A 19,739-nucleotide genomic window follows, 5' to 3' on the forward strand; every position below is an offset into this window, starting at 1 on the left:
AAAAAATCGTTACAAATGTATTACTGCAATGTTAACTTAATGTTAAGCCTGCAATTAAACTGGAATAAAGTTTTGTTTTGCTTTCTCCAACGTAAATGCAAAAGTTGAACCAACTCCTTCTGTGCTTCTTACAGTTATGGTTTGCTGATGAGCTTCTAGGATATGTTTAACAATGGCCAAACCCAAACCAGACCCTCCAATCTGTCGCGACCTGCTTTTATCAGTTCTGAAAAATCGCTCAAATAGCCTTGGAAGAGCTTTCTCTTCAATTCCTGCACCATTGTCGGTAACTTCCACAAGGATCTGATCATGTAGCTCAAACAGTTTAAGAGAGGTAGTGCCTCCTTCCTTACCATATTTTATTGAATTGTCTATTAAATTCACCAATACCTGGCAAATTTTGTCCCGGTCAGCATTTACCCAGGTAGGTGAGTCATACTTATCCTTAAAGATCAAAGTAATCTTGTATTTGTTAGCTTTCCCTTCCATCTGTTCTGCTACTTCATTTATTAAAACAGACAGGTCGAATTTCTCAAAATTTATCGGTACTTCCCCGCTTTCAAGTTTTGATATTATATCAATGTCTTTAATGAGGTAGCTTAAGCGATCAACGTTCTTTGCGGCTTTGCGCAAAAAATGTTCAACCTGATCATGGTCTTCAAGTCCATCTTCGTCAAGTAAGGCATCAATATATCCTTGTATCGCAAACAGAGGAGTTTTCAGCTCGTGGGAAATATTGCCCAAAAATTCCCTTCTATATTGTTCTTGTTGTTTAAGTGCCTCAATTTCAATCTTTTTTACTCTGGCCCATTCTTTAACTTCCTGCTCTACATCATTAATGGGGTCATTACTAACATATTCCCCTATAGCGTCTTTCAGATCTTTACCCAGTTTCAGGTTATGGATTAGCTTATAGATCAACTTAATTTTGCTATATACGTACCGTTCTATGAGGTAATAGAAAACTACAAAACAGATAATGAGGGTAATAATAAAGGTAATTACAAGATCTGTCAGACTATGCTGAAAATAGTAATTGACTAATCCAAGCGATAGGGCAACAACAAAAGCATTAATAAAAACGAGAACCCTAAGTTTCATTTTTCAAATATTTCAGTTTCAAACAACGACAAGGTGAAGCACTTGCTCTAATCAGGAAGGAATTAACCTAAAAGCATGCGGTAAACTTCATCCTGTTACAAGTATACTAAAAAGGAGCTCCATGTGTTCTTTTGATAATAAAATTTGATAAAGGCTTAATAGTCTGTAAACCGCGCACTGCTAATTCAGATGTTATCCTGCCTCCAAATAGCTTTTGTGTTAAACGGCCAACAGCAAGTCGTTGTGAAAAATACCGCCTCCATTGTTGACTATACAGATCTTCAACAACCTTGCGGTCATTTTTATAAAATGCTATAAGGGTATCACTTAAAATTTTCGCAGAATGGATAGCTATGGCCATCCCATTACCACACAGAGGGCTTATCATTCCTGCAGAATCCCCACAAAAAAGAACATGATCTTCAACCAGTCCTTTGCGTTCAAAACTGATCTCGTTAATCACTTCAGGCTTTGAGTAAAGGAATTCCGAATTTTGAAAGAGCATTTTAAGAAGAGGGTTTTCGTAGAGCACTGCCTTTTCCATGTCCAGAAGGTTGCCATGGGTCTTAATGTTATTTTTATGGGATAGATAACAAAGACAATACTTGTCGTCTTCTATTTTAACCGTTCCGCAGTAACCATCTTTAAAGTTGTCTAATTGAACAAGATTTTTTGGGAAGTCGGTTTTGATATGATACTTAACACCAATAAAGGGACTGCGATGTGTAAAGAAGGTTCTGGCTTTATCAAGATTTGAACGTTTTCCATGAGCAGCAATAACAAAATCTGAAGTGATCAGACGTCCATCCTCTAGTAACACTTCAAATTGATTATCATTGAAGCTTATATTATTTGCCTTTATTCCAAGAACAACTTTGGCCCCTGAAGCAAGGGCCTTATGGTACAGATGGTCATCAAGGAGGAAGCGACTTAGTCCTAGTCCCCCTAAATCCAGTGAAGTTTTAAAAGTCCTCCCGGAAACAGAGCTTATGGCCAATTCAGTGATCTTGGCGCCGTTAAATCGATAAAGGTCAATCTCTAAACTTTTTAGGAAAGCGATGACTTCATTTGAAATATATTCACCGCAAACCCTGTGAAAAGGGTAAGTTTTTTTTTCAAAAAGAGTTACTGGGAAACCATTCCGGCTTAGAATAATAGAACAGACAAGGCCGGCTAAACCTCCACCAACAATAGTTATACTGGGCTTACTCTGCGTTAATGTTACCATCCTTATAAATTATCAACTGCCAGCGAAATGCCCACATCCATCTTAACTGATAATTGGCGATGCCCGCTTTTGCCAGCAATTCCTCAATTTCTTTCCTTTGAAAACCTTTTAGAACAGAAAGCTTGGAGTCATGCTTTACCATTGGAGATTTTGAGAATGCTTGAGTCAGAACGCCAATAGAATGATAGGCAAACCAATGCCGGTGTAAATCATTTACGATGACTGCTTTTCTACTACAATCTAACATTTTTCTTACGAGTGCTATCCAGTCGGCATTGTCAAAGTGATGGGTAAACAGACTAGAAAGAACAATATCAAACTGATCAGCACGAAGCTTTTCAGACATAACGTCAGAATGAATGTAACTAATTTCAGGATAGGGTGAAGAATGAAGTCGTGCATATTCAACTGCCGTTGCAGTAGCATCGACACCAACAAATTTTAAATTCTTGCCATTTTTCCTTCCCCATTTTGCCAGCACCCGCAGGGAATCTCCGCCTCCGCATCCCCAGTCACTTATAGTCATATCATTTTTAATTCCAATCTTCTTTAAGGCATTAAAAAATACAGCGTATCCTCCCAGTAGCTTGTTTATTACTTCCAGCTCATCCATAATTGGAAAGATGGTATCATTCCCAAGCTGAAAGTCATCCATCATTTCAGGGAGAGTACTACGTTGAGTAAAGTCAGGCATTTATATAGCTTCAATTACCATGGTTTCAACTGTTAAACCAGGGCCAAAAGCAAAGGTCATTATGTTTTCGCCTCTTAATGCTTCTTTTAATAATCGTTTTAAAATAAAAAGGATTGTTACTGAAGACATGTTTCCATATTGCCTTAGGATGTCATAGGAAATATCGAGTGCTTCTTCTGGCAGATCAAGCACTTGTTCACACACTTCCAGGATTCTTCGGCCTCCGGGATGTATAGCAGTTCGATTTATAGAAGTCCTTGATATTCCAGCTTTGGCCGCAAGATCATCTGCTACTTTATTTATTTTCTTGCCAATATTCCTTGCGATCCCCGAAGAAAGACGCATTTCAAATCCATAATCACCTATGCGCCATGCCATTTCATCTTTCGCTTCGGTAACCAATGTATTATAAAAGCATTTCAAAGCAAGGCCATGTTTGTCTCCCTTATTATGTTCAACAAGTACTGCAGCAGCACCATCTGCAAACAATGAATTTGCTACCCAGTTCTCCATAGTGTTTTCTCGTTGAAAGTGAAGTGTGCACAATTCCACATCTACAATCAGAACTTTAGCTTCCACGTTGGCTCGACAAATGTAATCAGCCATTTTTAAGGCATTGAAAGCGCCATAACACCCCATAAAATTTATGCAGGTTCGTTCAATGGTCTCAGCAAGTTGCATTTCCTGAACTAGATCTATATCAAGTCCTGGCGCATACATCCCTGTACAACTTACGGTGATAAGGTGAGTTGCATCAGCGAGATTGAATTCAAAACTCTCTTTCAGATTTTTTAGTGCCTGAATCGCTAAATCTTTTGCATTATTTTCATAGAAATCACTTCTTTTCTTTGTGCCTGGAAAAGGTTCTAAATTCCCATCGTTGCCAAAAAAAGTAAAGGTGCCACGTGAAACACCAAAGTCAGGAATAACAGAATATCTGAATTGAATACCAGAAGCATCATAGAGTTTTTTTAGCCTGGAACCATTCAACTCATCCAGATTATGTGCGGTCGACATAAACTCAAGAATTTTCATCTGAGGAAAACGGTATTCAGGATTTGCTGTTCCAATAGCGGTGATAGTGCTGCTCATTTCAGTTTCTGTAATTTCAAGAACGTTTTTTAACTCTTAAGGTTTTTCTCATGCCAATTCTGCCATCGAAGTCAGCATTACTCCACATGCGTTTCTTTTTTTCGTTTTTCCTGCTGCCTGTGTATGTTTTTGCATTAAGTCAGGCTAAAGGTACCCAGACGCTTCGTGCATTACTGGTATTTACCTGCTGGCACTTTTTTATTTACCCGGCAAGCAATGGCTATAATAGTTACTTTGATAAAGATGAAGGCAGTATAGCACTGTTGGAAAAACCTCCCTCTGTAGACAAAAGCCTTTACTGGTTTTCTTTGTTTTTTGACCTTATTGGGTTTTTGCTGGGATTGCTGGTAAGTCTTGAATTTGCGCTGGCAACAGTGATATACGGACTATTATCAAAAATGTATAGCCACCCTACTATCCGGTTGAAAAAAAATCCAATAGCCAGTTTTCTTGTGGTATTTATTTTTCAGGGAGCTTTCGTTTATTGGGCTAGTTTGGCTGCTCTTTCTGGAAGTGGTATCACAGAAGTATGGGATAGTAATGTTTTTATAGGGGGAATGATATGTTCATGTTTAATTGGTGCCTCCTATCCCCTTACTCAAGTTTATCAGCACGAAGAGGATACCCGGCGTGGGGATAGGACCCTAAGTCTTTTGCTTGGAATCAATGGATCATTTGTGTTCTCCGGGATTTTATTTCTAACCGGTGTGATCCTTGTTTTCCTATACTGGCAATCAAAAGAGATTATTTCAAATTTCTGGCTCTTTGTACTTTTTATTCTTCCTGTATTATATGTCTTCCTTTCCTGGTTTACGAAGGTTTTAAGGAATAGTACTAATGCTAATTTTAGAAATATGAGTAGAATGACACTGGCAAGTGGTACTGCCATGTTGCTTTATTTTTTGGTGGTCTATTTTCGTGCTCTCTTTAAAATCTAATTTTCCAGTACTTACTTCAGGCCATCCCATTCGCCATAAAACTGCTCGAGATATAATTCCATAAACTCATGTCGGTGCTGGGCCAGTCGCTTTCCTGATGAGGTGTTCATCTTGTCTTTCAGCAGCAATAGCTTTTCATAAAAATGGTTGATTGTCGGAGCTGAGCTTTTTTTATACTCCTCTTTAGTCATGTGCAGATTTGGCGGTATCTCAGGATTGTAGAATTCTCGTTGTTTATATCCGCCATAGCTAAATGCCCTTGCAATACCGATTGCCCCAATGGCGTCTAGTCTGTCCGCATCCTGAACAACTTCAAGTTCTTTTGATCTGAACTTAATTTCCCCAAAGCTTGCCTTGAAAGACATATATTTTATGATGTCAGTGACATGTTTAATGATAGCTTCCTCAACCCCTATACTTTCGAGGAAGGCCCTCGCTTTTATAGGACCAATTTCCTCATCTCCGTCATGGAACTTGGAATCAGCAATATCATGTAACAGAGCGGCGAGTTCCACCACCAGTGTGTCTGCACCTTCCTCTTTTCCGATGGTTATAGCAGTTTGCCAAACTCTGTAAATATGCCACCAATCATGGCCACCTTCTGCTCCTTCAAGCGTTTTCCTAACAAAAGTCTCGGTTTGGTCTATGAAGCTCATCTCTAAAACTTGATTCTAATATAGCTGCCAGCGTCTAATAATATTTATAACTTTCCTTTCCGTGCCTTCTGCGCGCTCTGAAATTAAATCCCCTTACAAGTCCGTAAGCAAACCCTCCAATATGAGCCCAGTATCCAACCCCTGAAGTATCCGAAGCTTGAGCTCCGAGAGAATCCCAGCCTCCCAGCAATTGCTGAATGATCCATATAAGAAGAAAGACAAATGCTGAAACTCTAAAAAAGAAGAAAAAGAAAAAAACTTTGATTCTTGATGAGGGGAACATCACCAGATATGCACCGAGGGTAGCAGCAATAGCTCCCGAAGCGCCAATACAGGGGATGTTGCTGCCATTTAATACAACACAATGAACCAGGGCTGCTGCAACTCCGCCTGCAACGTAAAACAGAAGAAAACGAAGGTTTCCGATAGAAATTTCAATGTTATCGCCAAAAATCCACAGGAACAGCATATTTCCAATCAGGTGCATCCATCCCCCATGTAAAAACATACTGGTGAACAATGTGTACAACTGTTGTCCTCGCATTACGCGTGAAGGCGTAGCACCGTAGGTGTAAAACAAATTCTGTAACTGCTCCTCGTTCAACTGTATCTCTTGCCAGAAAAAATAGCAGTTTACAATTATTAGCAGATAGGTAAATACGGGTCTGTGCTGTCCTTTAACATGATCGTCTCCTATGGGAAAAAGCATAGCTCTGGTTTAAAATGAAAATTTAAGATAAAAATTCAAATGGAGGCATTAAAATTTGAAAACAATAATTTAAAGAGCAGACAGTAAGGCTTTTGTGAATTCTTCCGGGATCTGAACGTGCGGAATATGTCCTACTCCCTCAAACTCAATTAATTTGGCTCCTGGGATTTTTTTAGCAGTTTCTTTTCCAAGTAGCTTGTATTGCCCGTGCTTTGCCTGTTCTTCTTTTGATAATAGACCTTTGCCTACAATAGTTTTGTCTTCCTTTCCTATAAACAGCACGGTAGGAACTTTAAGGTTAGCAAACTCGTGAACAACTGGTTGTTCATAAATCATAGTAAAGGTCATGGCTGATACTTTAGCATATCTCGGAAAATCTGAACTCTTAGAGACACCACCACCTATCTTAACCAGGTAATCGTATTCTCTTTTCCATTTAGGGAAGTAAGACGTCTCATAGTATTTCTTAACTGTCTCGGCCGTCGACTTCAGTTCAGTCTTATATTGCTCTTCTGTATTGATATAAGGAACAAAGCTGCGGTAATCCTCTAATCCTATTGGATTTTCCAGTAGAAGCTGAGCCGTTCTTTCGGGGAACATTAAAGCAAACCTGGTCGCAAGCATTCCACCCATAGAATGGCCTAGTATAGCTGCCTTTTGTACCCCTAAAGTATCTAAAAGTTGTCGGTTAAATCTGGCCAGGGAATGGAAGCTGTAATGAATGAAAGCTTTCGAAGATTTTCCAAATCCAATCTGATCGGGAACAATCACCCTGTAACCCTTACTAGTAAGCACCGTTATAACCTCTGTCCAATAATAACCACCAAAGTTCTTGCCGTGAAAAAGCACTACAGATTTTCCATTTGCGTTTTCAGGCCTGATATCCATATAAGCCATCCTTAGATCCTGACCCTCAGCGCTTATGTTTAAAAATTTAACCGGATGGGGATACCTCACATTTTCAAGGGTAATCGAGAGGGTGTCGTTTTGCGCCTCGGCAAAAAAAATGAAAAGTGTAAATAGAAGAGTTAGTATTGTTCTCATTGTTAGCCAGAAGTATGAAAGTCCAGAATCAGGAGTATTGGAGGTGATATCCTTTTAGTCCGATATCTCCTTTAGTAATCAGGATTTAAAGGGATGCAGTCTTTCCCCCGTCTACAGGGATGTTGATGCCGTTGATATAATTTGCTGCAGGACTTGCAAGGAATGCAACGGCTGCAGCAACATCTTCAGGAGTTCCAATTTTCCCTGCCGGTATCTCCTTAATCATTTCCTCCTGTATTTGTGCTGAAGTTTTTCCTTCCTTTTCTGCACGACCCTTAATAAGAGCCTCTAAGCGTCCGGTCATAGAGGTGCTGGGTAAAACGTTATTTACCGTTATCCCGTATCCTCCGAGTTCAAAAGAAAGAGTCTTTGCCCAGTTGGCAACTGCAGCCCTTATTGTATTTGATACCCCTAATCCCTTTAATGGTGTTTTTACGGAAGTAGAAATTATGTTTATGATGCGTCCCCAACCTGCTTGTTTCATATTAGGCACTACCAACTGTGTCAGCAATTGATTGCAAATCAGATGCTGTGAAAAAGCTCTTGTATAGTCATCAGGGTTGGCTTCGATCGCTTGCCCGGCCTGCGGCCCTCCGGTGTTGTTTATGAGGATATCAATCGGATTTTTTTTGGCATACTCTGCAACTTTAGCTTCTAAATCTTCCGGACTGTTAAAGTCTGCTACGATATAATGGTGAGATTCAGTGTCATCAGCAGGAAGATGGCTAACTACTTCTTTAAGTTTATCTTCATTGCGAGCCACTAAAGTAATACTAGCACCTAGTAGTGCAAGTTCCATTGCTGATGCTTTCCCTATTCCCTGTGTGCTTCCGCAAACCAACGCTCTTTTTCCGGTCAGATCTAAATTCATATTAATAGCCGTATTTGTCTTTCCACAAACGCTTCAAGTGCTCTCTAAGTTTTAACTCGGCTGCATTATTGCCAGGTTCATAAAGACGTGTCCCTGCTACTTTATCCGGAAAGTATTCTTGCTCTGAGAAATTGCCTTCATAGGCATGGGAATATTTATATTCTGTACCATAGCCAATGTCTTTCATTAGCTTGGTAGGTGCATTACGAATATGTAGAGGAACTGGAAGGTCTCCTGTCCGGGCTACTAATTCCTGCGCTTTGTTAATTGCCTCGTAGCTGGCATTGCTTTTAACCGAGGATGCAAGATAGACTACAGCCTGCGATAAAATTATTCTGGATTCTGGCCACCCTATAATATTAACGGCTTGAAAGCAGTTATTAGCCAGGAGGAGCGCATTAGGATTGGCATTACCTATATCTTCCGAAGCCAGAATAAGTAGCCTTCTTGCGATAAACAAGGGATCTTCTCCTCCAGCAATCATCCTTGCCAGCCAATAAACAGCAGCGTTAGGGTCACTTCCCCGAATAGATTTAATAAAGGCAGAAATAATATCGTAATGTTGCTCCCCGGCTTTATCGTACAAAGCCAGGTTCTGCTGCACATTATCAAGGACTAATTTATTGGTGATCTCTAACTGATCTCTTCCAAGAGCATTAATTACGATTTCGAAGATATTCAAAAGTTTTCTTGCGTCACCTCCACTCAGTCGCAATAAAGCTTCATGCTCTTTTATAATAACTTGTTTCTGTGACAAGTATTTATCGTCCTTAAGAGCCCGCCTAATAAGCTGAACCAGATCATCTTCAGTAAGATGCTTTAAAATATAAACCTGGCAGCGCGAAAGTAAAGCTGATATAACTTCAAAAGAAGGATTTTCTGTTGTTGCTCCAATTAAAGTAACCAATCCCCGCTCTACGGCCCCTAATAAGGAATCTTGCTGTGATTTTGAAAACCTGTGGATTTCGTCTATAAACAGAACCGGAAGATTTTGTTCGATCTCTCTTAGTCTGGAAGCTTTTTCGATGACCTCTCTGACGTCTTTCACTCCTGAGTTAATAGCGCTCAGACTGAAGAATGGACGTTTTAGTTGTTGAGAAATAATAAAAGCGAGCGTTGTTTTCCCCACTCCGGGAGGGCCCCATAGAATTAAAGAGGGAAGGTTTCCACTTTCTATGGCTCTTCTTAATATAGCATTTTCACCTACTAAGTGTTGTTGTCCAACATATTCATCCAAAGAAGTTGGACGCATTCGTTCTGCTAAAGGAGGAATGGTAGGCATTGGTATGATGTTTTTGATGTTAAAATTGAGGCCGGAAACTTCCGGCCTCAATCTCTTATCCTTTCTTAACTTCTTTAGCCCATGTATCTTTTAAACTTACTGTTCGGTTGAATACAAGGTTTTCGGAAGTTGATTCTTTGTCTAATGTAAAATATCCTTTCCTGATAAACTGATACCCTTTTCCTGGTTTAGCAGTCGACAAATCAGGTTCCATATAGACCTTTGGAATGATTTGTAAACTCTCCGGATTGATCAGCTCTTTAAAATCACGCTCTTCTCCAGCAGGATCTTCAGCACGGAATAACCGGTCATAGATACGGACCTCTGCGGTAGCAGCATGTTTTACACTAACCCAATGGATCGTACCTTTCACATTTATTCCTGAAGTATCTTGTCCTGATTTTGACTCGGGGATATACGTACAATGAACTTCAGTAATATTTCCGCTTTCGTCCTTAACAAAATCCTCACACTTAACAATATATGCATGTTTCAAACGTGCCATCAAACCAGGGCCCAAACGGAAGAATTTTTTTGGTGCATTTTCCATAAAGTCTTCACGTTCAATCCATAGTTCTTTGCTAAACGGAATATCACGAGAACCTTCTCCGCCTTCAACTTCAGGGTTGTTTTCTCCATGAAGCATTTCTTCCTGACCCTCTGGATAATTCGTGATCACGAGTTTAATAGGATCAAGTACAGCCATACGGCGCCAGGCTGTTTTATTAAGATCTTCACGAACGCAAAATTCAAGAAGACTAACATCTATAATGTTTTCTCTTTTAGCAACTCCTATTCTTTCGCAAAAATCGCGAATGGAATGGGCTGTAAAACCTCTTCTTCTTAAGCCACTAATAGTAGGCATGCGCGGATCATCCCAACCACTTACAAAACCCTCATTAACCAATTGAAGCAGCTTACGTTTGCTCATAACCGTATAGGTCATGTTTAATCTCGCAAACTCATACTGGCGGGACGGGAATATTTCCAGCTGATCAAGGAACCATTCGTATAAGGGACGGTGAGGAATAAACTCAAGCGTACATATAGAATGTGTAATATTTTCAATCGAATCAGACTGACCATGAGCAAAATCGTACATCGGATAGATACACCATTTATCTCCGGTCCTATGGTGATGAGCATGACGGATACGATACATTATCGGGTCGCGCATATGCATATTTGGAGAAGCAAGATCAATTTTTGCCCTCAAAACTTTTTCTCCATCCTGAAATTTACCTTCCCTCATCTCAGAAAATAGGCGCAGGTTTTCTTCAACAGAACGATCCCGGTAAGGAGAAGCTGTTCCTGGTTCGGTTGGAGTACCTTTTTGTGATGCTATTTCATCTGGAGTACTGTCGTCAACGTAAGCAAGCCCCTTCTGTATAAGCTTAACGGCAAAGTCATAAAGTTGATCAAAGTAGTTAGATGCATAAAGCTCTTCAGCCCACTCAAAACCTAACCATTTAACATCTTCCTTAATACTCTCTACATACTCAGTTTCCTCAGTCTCGGGATTGGTATCATCAAAGCGAAGGTTAGTTTTGCCATTGTATTTTATAGCAAGTCCGAAATTAAGGCAGATAGATTTAGCATGGCCAATATGTAAATAGCCATTTGGCTCAGGAGGGAAACGAGTAAGTACCTGGCCCCCATTTTTGCCATTCCTGATATCTTCTTCAATAATTTCTTCTATAAAATTTAAGGATCTTTCTTCGCTCATACGCTGTTTTAAAAGGCTACAAAAGTAATAAAATGATTTTTGGCATACTAATGTTTATTATGTCATAACTTTTCTGTAAGAATTAAGTATAAGGGGCCATGTAAACGTGTGCAGCTCTAAGGAAGGGTTGAGACGGAATGTTTTCTACCAATACTTTTAATTAATAATTTTTTAAGTTGTAGAAATAATTTCCCAACTCATCTATAACCACTATCTTTATCTGCCAAGTTACCCAGGATATGAAGAGGATATTAATAGTTGATGATGAGATAAATATAGGACTGCTTCTGTCGAAATTCTTGACCAGAAATGGTTTCGAAGTAGCGACAGCAACCCATGGTTATGCAGCCCTCGAATTATTGGCAAAGGAGAAGTTCCACCTTGTGCTTTGCGATTTTCGTCTTGAAGATACCGACGGGCGGGAAATGCTTAAGAAGATTAAGGCAGCTTATCCGGCAACCGGAGTGATCATCATTACAGGCTATTCTGATATTAAGCTCGCTGTCGAGCTTATTAAGATGGGCGCGTATGATTACATCACTAAGCCTTTGTATCCTGATGAGATTTTAAACACAATTAATAAGGCGCTTGAAACTCAGGAGGCTTTATCCAAGAAGTTCACTAATGAAAATGAACAGGCCCTAAATCCTAAAAAGGAAAAGGTGTCAAATTCAAGCGCTCTACCGGAAGACTTTGTCCTGGGTGAAGACCTGGCATCTAAAGAACTTCAAAAGCAAATTGAGGTTATTGCCCCAACTAATTACAGCGTGATCCTTACAGGAGAGAGTGGTACAGGTAAGGAATCAGTAGCCAAGGCTATCCATTTGAAAAGCAGCCGGAAGGAAAAGCCATTCATTGCGATGGACTGCGGCTCCTTAACGAAGGAGTTAGCGGGTAGTGAGTTTTTTGGACATGAAAAAGGATCCTTTACCGGAGCTCTTTATACAAAGATTGGTCACTTTGAGATGGCAAATGGTGGAACATTGTTTCTGGACGAGGTTGGTAACCTTTCTTACGATATACAGGCTGCATTGCTTAGAACGGTGCAGGAAAGAAAGGTAAAGAGGATTGGAAGTACAAAGGAGATCGATCTTGATGTAAGGATCATTGTGGCAACTAATGAAAATCTTACTGATGCTATTCAGAAAGGTCGTTTCCGTGAAGATTTGTACCATCGTTTCAATGAATTTAGTATTCATCTTCCTGGCTTGCGCCAAAGAGGAAGAGATATAATGCTCTTTGCTGAGAATTTTCTCAAGGTAGCAAACAGGGAATTGAATCGGAATATAGAAGGGTTTTCAGAGGAAGTAAAGGAGTGTTTGCTTACCTATAACTGGCCTGGAAATATTCGTGAGCTGAAGAACGTGATAAGACGAGCTACATTACTTACTGAAACGAATAAGATTCAGTTAAAAGCGCTTCCTCTAGAGCTATCAACCTTTGCTAGAGCTTCTGCAATAGAAAGTGCAGTAGAAACAATACAAAGCAAACCGGTTACTAAAAAGGGGCTGAAAGATGCTGCACTGGAAGCTGAATATGAAACTATTCTGAAAGTTCTTAAAGAAGTAAATTTCAATAAGACTAAGGCTGCAAAGATTCTAAACATAGACAGAAAGACCCTATATAATAAGATGAAAGCTATTAACCTGGAGTAATGAAAGTAAGACCGGCATTATCCGAAGCATCTACATCAAAACTAGGTATACCTTCTCTTGTATTTTGGATACTGATTCCAGTCTGTCTAGCAGCAGTTACTTTCGCTCTTGTCAATGTAGGCTCCTCATCCTATCTGGCCAGCACTAAGATTGCGGGTGTAAAGTTTGGGATGATATTCTTTTCTATCTGGTTGATTTCAGGTATAACAGTTGCTTTCATTACCGGCGGTCTTTCATTTATCGACTTCTTTGTTAAGCGATCCTTGTCAACTACAGTTATCGGAGGGCTCTCCCTTGCCGTAGGGACATACGAAATTTTTTATTTTTTCCTGTCGCTTCAAAATTCTGCTCCCGAGGCAAGCACTTATTCCCGCTGGTTTATAAGTCGCTGTTTGCATTTGATTTTAATTCTGGGGGCTACCTTCTATTTCAGCTTCTCCCGACTCAAAGGTCTTCGAAATCCTGATAAACGTAAGTCGCGATTAATAGGCTTTCATATTGGTAATTTCCTCGGCTTAATCCTGGCAATAGTTTGCACCTACTTACTGGAAGACAACTTCATCTGGGATTTTAAATTCCTTGGCCTTCAGCATCCTTTCGAACTGCTGATCATTGCGAGTTATCTTTTCTTGGGGTGCTTTATTTTGCCCACTTTCCTTAAAAGGTTTCCTTCACTTTTTGCCAATCTTCTTGGGTTAAGCCTCATCCCAGCGGTACTATCAAGCCTTATTATGGCCTTGCATGTACACCATTTTGATGTACTTTTCAATACGGCTTATTTTTTAAGGGTAGTGCAGTATTTGATGCCTCTCCTTGGTATTGGGCTTAACTATATCGAAAGTAGCAATAAGGAGAGGTTTACAGTTAAACAGTTAAGGGCTCAGATCAGAGAGAGGGTTCGTACGCAGCAAAAGCTGAAGCAACGGGAAGCTCTCCTTGCAAATGCTGAAAAGATTGCTCACTTGGGGAGCTGGAACTTCGATCCTCAAACCAGGGAGCTTAACTGGTCTGATGAAATGTATGCTATCTTTGGTGTGGAACCTGGATCATATAAGCCAGAACCGGATAAATGGCAGCACTGGATTGCTGAAGATTATCGTGAGATGGTTCAGGAAAGAATGGGTTCTGCTGTAAGATCTCAGACATCTTACAGTATTGAGTTCCCAATAGTAAGACCTGACGGTCGACTGAGGTATATTTTGGGACAAGGATATTACTCTAAGGAAGACAAGAAACTAATAGGGGTAATGCTTGACCTTACCGAGGTAAAAGAAGCAGGTTACAAAATAGAGCAGAGTGAGGCCTTGTTAAAAGAGGCAGAAGCTCTTTCTCATAATGGTAGCTGGGAATGGTCTCAGGAAAAAAATGCCTTTTTCTGGTCAGACGAAATGTACAGGATCCATGGACTCGAACCTCAGAAGGATGAGCTGGATCTGAGAGTTTATTTAACCTTAATTCATCCGGGCGATGTAGAACGTTTTGTTACTACCCTTGCAGATACACAAAGTCACCTGAATGAGTTTTCTATCGACTACCGTATTGTTAGGCCAGATAATGAAGTCAGATACCTTTCTCTCAATGGAAAATTTAAGAAGGACTTCTCGGGTAACGTAAATAAGGTATTAGGGAATACACAAGACGTTACAGCGCTTAAAATAGCGGCTATAAAGCTCGAGCAAAGCGAAAGTATTTACAGAACTATCGTGAAAAATGTTCCTGATAGCGCTATTTTCTTCTTTGATAAAGATTTGGCTTTGGTTCTTAGCGGAGGTCCTGCTTTGGAAGTGATCGATCCGGAGAACCTTATTCTCAATGCCCACAACTTTCATTATTTGTTTTTTAAGAACAAAGATTCGCAGCCCTTATTGTATTTCAATATGGCGCTGGATGGTCAGGAAAATAGCCTGGAGCACAGAATAAATAGTAAAATCTTTAAAATAACATTTACACCCGTTTCTTTAACCGGCGGTGCCATCTTCGGAATTATGGTAGTGATGAATGATATTACCGATCTGAAGGTTGCCCAACAAAGCCTTGAGCTTAAGGTCAACGAGCTTAATCGTTCCAACAGGGATTTGGAACAGTTCGCTTATATAGCGTCTCATGACTTGCAGGAGCCTTTAAGAAAGATACGAGCCTTTGGCGAACGATTGAATATGAAATACAAGGCAGACTTGAAAGAAGACGGAGTAGATTATCTCAACAGGATGAACTCCGCTTCTGAAAGAATGCAACATTTAATAGAGGATTTGTTAACTTTCTCGCGCATCAGTAGAACAGGGGAAGAACTTAAGCCAGTGAACATTCATGAAACAATAGCGCAAGTGTTGGTTGATCTTGAATTTTCGATTGAGCAGCAACAAGCAGTAGTTAACTGCCAGTGTGCGCACGATATAAAAGTAGTACCATCATTGTTGAGGCTTTTGTTTCAGAATTTAATTTCAAATTCAATAAAGTTTGCACGCCGCGACTCTCCTTTAGTAATAGACATATGCTCTGAAATAGTAAATGGAAAAGATTACAAAGGTTTAGATAAGAAGAAAAATTATTGCAAGATCGAAGTGACAGATAACGGGATAGGTTTTGAGAATCAGTTTTCAGAAAAAATCTTCGTACTGTTTCACCGGCTTCACCCTCGTCACGTGTATGAAGGAACAGGAATAGGGTTGGCCATTTGTAAGAAAATAGTAGAAAATCATAACGGAATAATAGAAGCAGAAGGAGTGGAAAACAGAGGAGCTACTTTCAGAATCTTTTTCCCTACAGAGTAATATCAGATGAGTAAAGAAAAGGTTATTTTAATTGCAGAGGATGATGCAGACGACAGGCTTCTGATCAGGGAAGCTTTTGCAGAAAGTGGATCTGCAGCAATGTTAATCTTCTTCGAGAACGGAGAGGAGCTTTTAAATTATTTGAAGGACTTTTCGAAAGAAGAAGCGGCAATTCTGCCAGATCTGTTCATTTTAGATCTAAATATGCCTAAAACAAATGGTACGGAGGTGCTAAGTTATTTGAAGGCACAAAACATATTCCAAGACATACCAGTGATCGTGTTAACCACTTCTAAGTTAAAGGAAGATGAAGAAACGGCCTTGAGCATGGGTGCTGCAGGATTTTTTAGTAAACCATCTTCATTTACAGAGCTGGTTGAGATCACCTATTCTATTTCAGAGCAGTGGGTTAAATAGTATTATTTTTATAACGCTGAGAGGTATCTGTCATTGAACAAAACGGGTATACGCGTGTTATAGCAAAAGTTCTCAAATTACACTCTTGCATAACTCGTTCTAGATGCCCGTTTTTAACTATAAGCAACGCAACAATATTTTACTGATTACCCTTATAGTTTTAGGGTGTTTTATACTTTATACGCTCCGCTTTATTGCGGGCGCCGTATTAAGCACTGTTGTTACTTATACAGTTCTTAGACCTGTATATCTGTACCTTACCGATAAATTGAAATGGAATCGAATTATGGCTTGTGCCAGCATTATGCTAAGTTCCTTTCTGGTAATTGTATTACCTTTTATTGTACTAAGTCTTCTCGTAATAAATAAGATCTCCGAGTTTGAAAGAGATCAGATTAAGATAAGGATATTAGTTAACAGGATTGATGGTTTTGTAACTTCAAGATTTCACCAACCGGACTTGGTTGATAATCTTGTGAAAAGGGCTTCTTCCTATATTGGTGAACTGTTTCCTACCATTGTTAGCAGTGCCTTCGACCTGCTGCTCGGTATAGTTATAATGTACTTCTTACTGTATTTTATGTTCACCAACCATGAAAAGTTTGAATCAGAAGCAATTAAATATTCACCTTTCAGAGAACAAAATGCCCTACGCTTTGGTGAAGAGCTGAAGAATACAACTTACGCAAATGTATTAGGACAAGGACTAATTGCCGTAGTTCAGGGAGCACTTGTGAGTCTTGGATTTTTCATCTTTGGGATAAAGGACCCTATCTTCTGGGGGGTAATATCCACCTTTCTGTCATTTATGCCAGTTCTGGGCTCACCCCTGGTTTTTGTGCCGGCAGCTCTCATCGAAATAGCCAATGGCAATAGCAGCGGTGGAATTGGAATGTTAATTTGGGGCTTTGTCCTGGTAATTAACATTGACAATGTGATAAGGTTTCTGATTGCTAAAAGGGTAGGAGATATACACCCGATCATTACTGTGGTGGGGGTGATAATTGGTATCCCTGTATTTGGTATTATGGGTCTTGTTTTCGGTCCTTTATTGTTATCCTATTTTATTCTTACAGTGCGAATATATGAAACAAGTAAGCTGGCTACTGAGCGACTGGAAAAGCTGAAGGCAGCGGAAGAAGAATAAAAATAAATTATACTTTCAGGAAAAACTCCCCCTGAGCATAAACCTGCAAACAGAGGAAGAAAGTGTTCTGGAAGTTCTTCTTGGCCATTGAAGAACAAATTAAACTTTCAAGAAAAATATTCAAACCGTTTAATCAATTTTATTGTATTATAGCATATTGAATTGGTAATTAAGCGAGTAGAAAACAATTAAATTTTTACGCCATGAACGATAATACAAAAGTATTGGTAGCCTTAATGGCTGGAGTTGCTGCAGGTGCTGCATTAGGGATTCTTTTTGCGCCTGATAAAGGATCTGAAACCCGCGACAGGTTAAATGATGCCCTTAAAAATCTTGGTGACACCATCAAGGACAGAGCGGCAGAAGAGATTGAAAATTTAACTGCTTTCAAAGATAAAGTAGTTGATGAAGTAAAGACAAGATTTAATTCAGCTTCAGAAGAAGGCTTTAGCACTGCTGAGCAACAACAAGCTCCGGTTGCGGAACAAATTTAATCAAGGCTCCGGTGAGAGCCGGAGCTTATTTAACCCCCTAATTGTTTATGGCAGAAACCACAGAAGAAAAACAGGAACAAGCATCACCAGATATATTCGTTTTAATTAAGGAATATATCGCAACACGTGTTGAACTTATTAGGCTAACAGCGATTGAAAGAGCAACAGTTGTAGCATCTAACCTGATTACAGATACCTTTGTATTTCTTACTGGTATACTTACGTTTCTTTTTGCCTCATTTGCATTAGCCCTATGGTTGGGAGAACTAACTGGCTCATATGCGGCAGGTTTTGGAATAATGACTTTAATATATCTGGCTTTAACGTTAATTGTGTTATTTACGAAAGATAAAATTGTAGATGGCTTTTTAAACGATTTCCTTGTTAAGCGGATCTTTAAACGTAAAAAATAATGGAAAAGGCCTTTGTTAGTTTAGCGGAATTGCAGGCTGAAGTTCAGTATTTGAAGGTTCAGCAGTTCAAGCAGGAAGAGGTATTAAAGGAGAAGCTTAGCAGCCCGAAAGAAATATTCAAAGCAGTTACTTCTTTATTTAAGTCAGATACCGGAAAAAGACAATCTTTTACTTCCGAGTTGATGAATCAGGATCTTATCACAAATATTACCAGAGTAATACTTCCTCTTTTACTTAATGGCGTGGTATTTAAAAAGTCTGGCTTCATTGTGAAAACACTAATGACCTTTATTTCTCAAAAAGCTGCCACACAGGTGAACTCCCATACGCTCTCAGGTTTGGTGGATAAGGTCACTGGTATCTTTAAGAAGAAGGATGCGCAGAAGCCTGGTAAAGTTGCGGTCGTAAGAGACTATGGAATTCCTCTGGATAGCGAGACTTATTAATATAGGATCTTTGATACATAGAAATAAAAAACCGGCTCTTTTTTGAAGTGCCGGTTTTTTTATTTCTAGAGCTTTTAGTTTTCCTAAAGAATTACCTTTCTACAAAGGCAGTCAGGAAATCTTCGTAAGCCATTTGTATACCTTCTTTTAATTCAACTTTATGCTTCCATCCAAAAGAATGAAGCTTTGACACATCCATTAACTTTCTAGGTGTTCCGTCTGGCTTCGAGGTGTCAAATTCAAGTTCACCTTCAAAGCCAACCACTTCCTTAACTGTTAAAGCAAGTTCTTTAATGGTTACGTCTTCGCCGGTTCCAATGTTCACCAGACCCGCTTCGTTATAATGTTCCATTAAATAGAAGCAGGCGTCAGCTAAGTCGTCAGCAAATAGGAACTCGCGCATTGGGCTTCCAGTTCCCCAAATAATTACTTTGTCCCTTCCCTCTTCTTTAGCTTCGTGAAATTTGCGGATCAAAGCAGGTAAAACGTGAGAGTTTTCAGGATGGTAATTATCATTGTATCCGTAAAGATTAGTGGGCATAACAGACACATAGTTACAGCCATATTGATCCCTATAGGCATCACACATTTTTATTCCAGCAATCTTTGCAATTGCATAGGGTTCGTTAGTTTGTTCTAAAGTACCTGTTAACAGAAAATCTTCCTTCAATGGCTGTGGCGCCATCTTTGGATAAATACAACTTGATCCAAGGAACATCAGCTTTTTTACATTGTTCAAATAAGAGTTATGAATGATGTTGTTTTGGATCATTAAGTTATCATACAAAAATTCTCCTCTGTAAGTGTTGTTGGCAATAATGCCTCCAACTTTTGCTGCTGCCAGAAATACATAGTCGGGTTTTTCAGTCGCAAAGAAATCTGCAACGGCTTGTTGACTTCTTAAGTCGAGCTCTTTTGAGCCTCTGGTAATAATATTTGTAAAGCCTTCTCTTTCAAGTTTTCTTACAATTGCAGAGCCAACCATACCGCGATGACCTGCTACATAAATTTTTGCGTTTTTTTCCACTTGATGTATTTAATGCCCCAAAATTAAA

At 39.5% G+C, this 19,739-nt stretch carries 19 protein-coding genes; 8 read left to right on the forward strand and 11 right to left on the reverse strand.

Annotation, left to right across the window (positions count from 1 at the left end):
• Positions 1-54: 54 nt before the first annotated feature.
• The 4 genes from J4N24_RS10535 to J4N24_RS10550 form a co-directional block, all read right to left on the reverse strand.
• Positions 55-1,101, reverse strand: coding sequence for a sensor histidine kinase (locus J4N24_RS10535; protein WP_207533647.1), 1,047 nt, complete (start codon positions 1,099-1,101; stop codon positions 55-57).
• Positions 1,102-1,207: 106 nt separating this feature from the next.
• Entirely contained in the window at positions 1,208-2,329 is a 1,122-nt protein-coding gene (locus J4N24_RS10540) for an NAD(P)/FAD-dependent oxidoreductase (protein ID WP_207533648.1), read from the reverse strand.
• Entirely contained in the window at positions 2,307-3,023 is a 717-nt protein-coding gene (locus J4N24_RS10545) for a methyltransferase domain-containing protein (RefSeq protein ID WP_207533649.1), read from the reverse strand. The genes J4N24_RS10540 and J4N24_RS10545 overlap by 23 nt, the downstream gene beginning before the upstream one ends.
• Positions 3,024-4,115, reverse strand: a complete 1,092-nt coding sequence (locus tag J4N24_RS10550) for a type III polyketide synthase (protein ID WP_207533650.1) — start codon at positions 4,113-4,115, stop codon at positions 3,024-3,026.
• Positions 4,116-4,201: 86 nt separating this feature from the next.
• On the opposite strand from J4N24_RS10550, the gene J4N24_RS10555 reads away from it, so the two are divergent.
• Positions 4,202-5,053 (forward strand): UbiA family prenyltransferase, encoded by an 852-nt coding sequence (locus J4N24_RS10555; protein WP_242691588.1) that lies wholly within the window; start codon positions 4,202-4,204, stop codon positions 5,051-5,053.
• An 11-nt stretch (positions 5,054-5,064) separates the two neighbouring features.
• Here the strand turns inward: J4N24_RS10555 and J4N24_RS10560 are convergent, their stop codons facing one another.
• From J4N24_RS10560 to J4N24_RS10585, 6 genes are all read right to left on the reverse strand, one after another.
• The gene (locus J4N24_RS10560; RefSeq protein WP_207533652.1) at positions 5,065-5,709 is read right to left on the reverse strand and encodes an HD domain-containing protein; all 645 of its coding nucleotides are present in this window, start codon (positions 5,707-5,709) and stop codon (positions 5,065-5,067) included.
• A gap of 34 nt (positions 5,710-5,743) precedes the next feature.
• Positions 5,744-6,418 carry a rhomboid family intramembrane serine protease gene (locus J4N24_RS10565; protein ID WP_207533653.1) on the reverse strand — a complete coding sequence of 225 codons (675 nt, stop codon included), beginning with the start codon at positions 6,416-6,418 and terminating at the stop codon, positions 5,744-5,746.
• 69 nt (positions 6,419-6,487) lie between these two features.
• Positions 6,488-7,462: an alpha/beta fold hydrolase gene (locus tag J4N24_RS10570; RefSeq protein WP_207533654.1), complete on the reverse strand. Its 975-nt coding sequence runs from the start codon at positions 7,460-7,462 to the stop codon at positions 6,488-6,490.
• A gap of 85 nt (positions 7,463-7,547) precedes the next feature.
• Positions 7,548-8,333, reverse strand: coding sequence for an SDR family oxidoreductase (locus tag J4N24_RS10575; protein ID WP_207533655.1), 786 nt, complete (start codon positions 8,331-8,333; stop codon positions 7,548-7,550).
• Between the two features lies 1 nt (position 8,334).
• Positions 8,335-9,615, reverse strand: a complete 1,281-nt coding sequence (locus J4N24_RS10580) for a replication-associated recombination protein A (protein ID WP_207533656.1) — start codon at positions 9,613-9,615, stop codon at positions 8,335-8,337.
• Positions 9,616-9,670: 55 nt separating this feature from the next.
• Positions 9,671-11,341: a glutamine--tRNA ligase/YqeY domain fusion protein gene (locus J4N24_RS10585; RefSeq protein ID WP_207533657.1), complete on the reverse strand. Its 1,671-nt coding sequence runs from the start codon at positions 11,339-11,341 to the stop codon at positions 9,671-9,673.
• 239 nt (positions 11,342-11,580) lie between these two features.
• Between J4N24_RS10585 and J4N24_RS10590 the strand changes: the two genes are divergently transcribed.
• The 7 genes from J4N24_RS10590 (at position 11,581) to J4N24_RS10620 (ending at position 18,684) form a co-directional block, all read left to right on the forward strand.
• Entirely contained in the window at positions 11,581-12,996 is a 1,416-nt protein-coding gene (locus J4N24_RS10590) for a sigma-54-dependent transcriptional regulator (RefSeq protein ID WP_207533658.1), read from the forward strand.
• A complete protein-coding gene (locus tag J4N24_RS10595; RefSeq protein WP_207533659.1) occupies positions 12,996-15,767 on the forward strand; it encodes a sensor histidine kinase in 2,772 nt (923 codons plus the stop codon). The genes J4N24_RS10590 and J4N24_RS10595 overlap by 1 nt, the downstream gene beginning before the upstream one ends.
• Before the next feature lie 6 nt (positions 15,768-15,773).
• Complete coding sequence (locus J4N24_RS10600; RefSeq protein WP_207533660.1) at positions 15,774-16,184, forward strand: response regulator; 411 nt, start codon at positions 15,774-15,776, stop codon at positions 16,182-16,184.
• 103 nt (positions 16,185-16,287) lie between these two features.
• Positions 16,288-17,331 (forward strand): AI-2E family transporter, encoded by a 1,044-nt coding sequence (locus J4N24_RS10605; protein WP_207533661.1) that lies wholly within the window; start codon positions 16,288-16,290, stop codon positions 17,329-17,331.
• Between the two features lie 203 nt (positions 17,332-17,534).
• On the forward strand, positions 17,535-17,825 hold the full coding sequence (locus J4N24_RS10610) for a YtxH domain-containing protein (protein ID WP_207533662.1): 291 nt from the start codon (positions 17,535-17,537) through the stop codon (positions 17,823-17,825).
• A 47-nt stretch (positions 17,826-17,872) separates the two neighbouring features.
• Positions 17,873-18,238: a phage holin family protein gene (locus tag J4N24_RS10615; RefSeq protein ID WP_207533663.1), complete on the forward strand. Its 366-nt coding sequence runs from the start codon at positions 17,873-17,875 to the stop codon at positions 18,236-18,238.
• Positions 18,238-18,684, forward strand: a complete 447-nt coding sequence (locus J4N24_RS10620) for a hypothetical protein (protein WP_207533664.1) — start codon at positions 18,238-18,240, stop codon at positions 18,682-18,684. The genes J4N24_RS10615 and J4N24_RS10620 overlap by 1 nt, the downstream gene beginning before the upstream one ends.
• A gap of 91 nt (positions 18,685-18,775) precedes the next feature.
• Here the strand turns inward: J4N24_RS10620 and fcl are convergent, their stop codons facing one another.
• Complete coding sequence (fcl, locus tag J4N24_RS10625) at positions 18,776-19,711, reverse strand: GDP-L-fucose synthase (protein WP_207533665.1); 936 nt, start codon at positions 19,709-19,711, stop codon at positions 18,776-18,778.
• Positions 19,712-19,739: the final 28 nt, after the last annotated feature.

This window comes from Desertivirga arenae, assembly GCF_017355785.1.
GTDB classification, from domain to species: domain Bacteria; phylum Bacteroidota; class Bacteroidia; order Sphingobacteriales; family Sphingobacteriaceae; genus Desertivirga; species Desertivirga arenae.

What these genes read in the sequence shown, in the direction of transcription:
- J4N24_RS10535 (WP_207533647.1), bottom strand. Translation starts at nt 1,101, where the DNA reads ATGAAACTTAGGGTTCTCGTTTTTATTAATGCTTTTGTTGTTGCCCTA.
- J4N24_RS10540 (WP_207533648.1), bottom strand. Translation starts at nt 2,329, where the DNA reads ATGGTAACATTAACGCAGAGTAAGCCCAGTATAACTATTGTTGGTGGA.
- J4N24_RS10545 (WP_207533649.1), bottom strand. Translation starts at nt 3,023, where the DNA reads ATGCCTGACTTTACTCAACGTAGTACTCTCCCTGAAATGATGGATGAC.
- J4N24_RS10550 (WP_207533650.1), bottom strand. Translation starts at nt 4,115, where the DNA reads ATGAGCAGCACTATCACCGCTATTGGAACAGCAAATCCTGAATACCGT.
- J4N24_RS10555 (WP_242691588.1), top strand. Translation starts at nt 4,202, where the DNA reads ATGCGTTTCTTTTTTTCGTTTTTCCTGCTGCCTGTGTATGTTTTTGCA.
- J4N24_RS10560 (WP_207533652.1), bottom strand. Translation starts at nt 5,709, where the DNA reads ATGAGCTTCATAGACCAAACCGAGACTTTTGTTAGGAAAACGCTTGAA.
- J4N24_RS10565 (WP_207533653.1), bottom strand. Translation starts at nt 6,418, where the DNA reads ATGCTTTTTCCCATAGGAGACGATCATGTTAAAGGACAGCACAGACCC.
- J4N24_RS10570 (WP_207533654.1), bottom strand. Translation starts at nt 7,462, where the DNA reads ATGAGAACAATACTAACTCTTCTATTTACACTTTTCATTTTTTTTGCC.
- J4N24_RS10575 (WP_207533655.1), bottom strand. Translation starts at nt 8,333, where the DNA reads ATGAATTTAGATCTGACCGGAAAAAGAGCGTTGGTTTGCGGAAGCACA.
- J4N24_RS10580 (WP_207533656.1), bottom strand. Translation starts at nt 9,615, where the DNA reads ATGCCTACCATTCCTCCTTTAGCAGAACGAATGCGTCCAACTTCTTTG.
- J4N24_RS10585 (WP_207533657.1), bottom strand. Translation starts at nt 11,341, where the DNA reads ATGAGCGAAGAAAGATCCTTAAATTTTATAGAAGAAATTATTGAAGAA.
- J4N24_RS10590 (WP_207533658.1), top strand. Translation starts at nt 11,581, where the DNA reads ATGAAGAGGATATTAATAGTTGATGATGAGATAAATATAGGACTGCTT.
- J4N24_RS10595 (WP_207533659.1), top strand. Translation starts at nt 12,996, where the DNA reads ATGAAAGTAAGACCGGCATTATCCGAAGCATCTACATCAAAACTAGGT.
- J4N24_RS10600 (WP_207533660.1), top strand. Translation starts at nt 15,774, where the DNA reads ATGAGTAAAGAAAAGGTTATTTTAATTGCAGAGGATGATGCAGACGAC.
- J4N24_RS10605 (WP_207533661.1), top strand. Translation starts at nt 16,288, where the DNA reads ATGCCCGTTTTTAACTATAAGCAACGCAACAATATTTTACTGATTACC.
- J4N24_RS10610 (WP_207533662.1), top strand. Translation starts at nt 17,535, where the DNA reads ATGAACGATAATACAAAAGTATTGGTAGCCTTAATGGCTGGAGTTGCT.
- J4N24_RS10615 (WP_207533663.1), top strand. Translation starts at nt 17,873, where the DNA reads ATGGCAGAAACCACAGAAGAAAAACAGGAACAAGCATCACCAGATATA.
- J4N24_RS10620 (WP_207533664.1), top strand. Translation starts at nt 18,238, where the DNA reads ATGGAAAAGGCCTTTGTTAGTTTAGCGGAATTGCAGGCTGAAGTTCAG.